Annotated in this window: 2 protein-coding genes; both read right to left on the bottom strand. The window is 69.1% G+C overall.

What is annotated here, in order from left to right:
• Positions 1-11: 11 nt before the first annotated feature.
• On the bottom strand, positions 12-344 hold the full coding sequence (gene nirD, locus DC522_RS32955; RefSeq protein ID WP_116532622.1) for a nitrite reductase small subunit NirD: 333 nt from the start codon (positions 342-344) through the stop codon (positions 12-14).
• A complete protein-coding gene (gene nirB / locus DC522_RS32950) occupies positions 341-2,791 on the bottom strand; it encodes a nitrite reductase large subunit NirB (protein WP_116532621.1) in 2,451 nt (816 codons plus the stop codon). The genes nirD and nirB overlap by 4 nt, the downstream gene beginning before the upstream one ends.
• Positions 2,792-3,014: the final 223 nt, after the last annotated feature.

Raw genomic sequence — 3,014 nt, 5'->3', positions numbered from 1 at the left:
CATGGGATCCTTTACGCCGCTTGTGCCCTGAGGGCGGAGGCTGCGAGCAGGATGCGCGTGCCCTCGACGCGCAGCGGGATCGTGTGGGTGCAGCCCCGGTCCGCCCCTTGAGCCTCCCCGGTCTTCAGGCTGATCACCCAGTTGTGCAGCGGGCACGTGACCGCATGGCCATGCACGATGCCCTGCGACAGAGGCCCGCCCCTATGCGGGCAGCGGTCGCGCAGCGCGAAGAGCGTGCCGTCCGCCGCCTTGAACACCGCGATGTCTCCTCCGGGTGCCTGCACGACGCGCGATCCAAGCACCGGCACGTCCTCGACCGCGCCGATATCGATCCACTCGCTCATTCCGCCGCCTCCGCCAGGGTGAAGTTAGCCATCGGCCTGAACTCATGCGCCTCGCGTCCGGCGACCCGCTCGGCCCAGGGATCGACCTGCGCCTTGCGCTGCGAGAGCTCGAAGCGCGCGAACAGGGCGCGGCGCTTTTCGCGGTCCGCGACCACGATCGCGCGGATCGCATCGACGCCGACCCGGTCGGCCCATTTGTACATGCGCTCGAGATAGTGGCCCTGCTCGCGGTAGAGCTGCGTCAGGGCGGCGATGATCTCGAGGCACTCGTCCTCCTCGGCCACCTTGCACAGCAGCTGCGTGCCCTTGATGTGCAGCCCGGCCGCTCCCGCGAAGTGGATCTCGTAGCCGGACTCGACGCAGATCACGCCGACATCCTTGCAGGTCGCCTCGGCGCAGTTGCGCGGGCAGCCCGAGACGCCCATCTTGACCTTGGCGGGCGTCCACGAGCCCCACATGAACTGCTCGATCTTGACCCCGAGGCCGGTGGAATCCTGCGTGCCGAAGCGGCACCATTCCGAGCCGACGCAGGTCTTCACCGTGCGCAGGCCCTTGGCATAGGCGTGCCCCGAGACCATGCCGGCCGCGTTGAGGTCGGCCCAGACGGCCGGCAGGTCCTCCTTGCGCACGCCCAGGAGGTCGATGCGCTGGCCGCCCGTCACCTTGACGGTCGGGATGCTGTACCTCTCGGCCACGTCGGCGATCGCACGCAGCTCGCGCGGATTGGTCAGGCCGCCCCACATGCGCGGCACGACCGAGTAGGTGCCGTCCTTCTGGATGTTGGCGTGCACCCGCTCGTTGATGAAGCGCGAGCGACCATCGTCCGCGTATTCCGCCGGCCAGTCGCACAGAAGATAGTAGTTCAGGGCCGGGCGGCACCTGGCGCAGCCGCAGGAGGTCTTCCAGCCGAGTTCCTGCATCACCGCCGGGATCGATGTCAGCCCGGCGGCGCGGATGAGGCGGCGCACCTCGTCGTGGCCGAGATCGGTGCAGCCGCACAGCGGCTCCGTGGCGGCGCGGGCGAACCGGTCGCCGAGCGTCACGGTCATCACCTGCTCGACCAGGCCGGTGCAGGTGCCGCAGGACGCCGAGGCCTTGGTATGCGCCCGCACGTCGGCGAGCGTGGACAGGCCCTTGTCGGTGATGGCTTGCACGATCTGGCCCTTGCACACGCCGTTGCAGCCGCAGATCTCCGCCTCATCCGGCAAGGCTGCAACGGCCGCCGTAGGGTCCAGGGGAACGCCCCCGGCATAGGATTGTCCGAAGATCAGCGTGTCGCGCAGCTCCGACACATCCGCCCCCTGGCGCAGGAGATCGAAGAACCAGGGGCCGTCCGCGGTCTCGCCGTAGAGCACCGCCCCGACGAGGCGGTTGTCCTGGAGCACGAGGCGCCTGTAGATCCCGCGCGCGGCATCGCGAAGAACGATGTCCTGCCGGTCCCGGGCCTCGCTGAAATCGCCGGCCGAGAACAGGTCGATGCCGGTGACCTTCAGCTTGGTGGCCGTGACCGAGCCGGTATAGGCGGCTGTGCCATCGCCGGCGAGCTGCGCGGCGACGACCTTGGCCATCTCGTAGAGCGGCGCCACGAGGCCGTAGCAGAGGCCGCGGTGCTCGACGCATTCGCCGACCGCGAACACGTCCGGATCGCTGGTGCGCATGTCGTCGCCCACGAGCACGCCCCGGTTCGTCTCGAGCCCGGCCTCCTTGGCCAGAGCCGCGTTCGGCCGAATGCCGACGGCCATGACGACGATGTCGGCGGCAAGCTCGGTGCCGTCGTCGAGCCGCACGCCGGTGACATGGGTCTCGCCGAGGATGGCATGGGTGTTGGCCTTGCAGCGCACCGCGATGCCGCGCTCCTCCATCGCCCGCTGCAGCAGATAGGCCGCCGACGGGTCGAGCTGGCGCTCCATCAGGGTCGGCATGAGATGGAGCACCGTGACCTCCATGCCCTGCGCCTTGAGGCCGGCCGCCGCCTCGAGCCCGAGCAGGCCGCCGCCGATCACGACCGCGCGCCCGCCCTGGCGGGCGGCCTCCAGCATGGCGTCGACATCATCGAGGTCGCGGTAGGTGACCACGCCCGGCAGGGTCGCGCCCGGGATCGGCACCACGAAAGGCAGCGAGCCGGTGGCGACGAGGAGTTGGTCGTACGCCGCCAGCGTGCCATCCGCCGCAATCACCCGCCTGGCCGCACGGTCGATCGCCACCACCGGCTGGCCGCGATGCAGGGTGATGCCGTGCGTGGCATACCAGGCGTCATCGTGGATCAGGATGTCCTCGTAGGCCTTCTCGCCGGAGAGAACCGGCGAGAGCATGATGCGGTTGTAGTTCACCCGCGGCTCGGCCCCGAAGATCGTCACCTCGTAGGCGCCCGGAGCCCGCGCACAGAGCTCCTCCAGGACACGGCCCGCCGCCATGCCGTTTCCGATCACCACCAGCTTCTTGGGCATCCCAGTCTCCCTGAGAAAGTCAAAAAGTCCAAGACGCCTCCTTCCGGGCCCGCGACCGCAAGCACAACAGCGCCGCCTGAGGTGGCCCCGGGCTGCTTGCGCAGCATCCAGGCCATTCATGCGACGTCGTTGTCGGAGCAGTGCCAGATGAGAGGCGAAGCGGTCCGATCGTCCTTGATCAGACACTTCAGCGGAGACACGCGACTTCGTTGTCGCGACCCGC

The organism is Microvirga sp. KLBC 81 (genome assembly GCF_003075415.1).
Classification (GTDB): Bacteria; Pseudomonadota; Alphaproteobacteria; order Rhizobiales; family Beijerinckiaceae; genus Microvirga.
The sequence above is the reverse complement of the archived record's forward strand: the minus strand, read 5'-3'. Positions and strand labels throughout refer to the sequence as shown.

Bases quoted from the DNA above. Each gene is read 5' to 3' on its own strand.
- nirB (WP_116532621.1), bottom strand. From the start codon at position 2,791: ATGCCCAAGAAGCTGGTGGTGATCGGAAACGGCATGGCGGCGGGCCGT.
- nirD (WP_116532622.1), bottom strand. From the start codon at position 344: ATGAGCGAGTGGATCGATATCGGCGCGGTCGAGGACGTGCCGGTGCTT.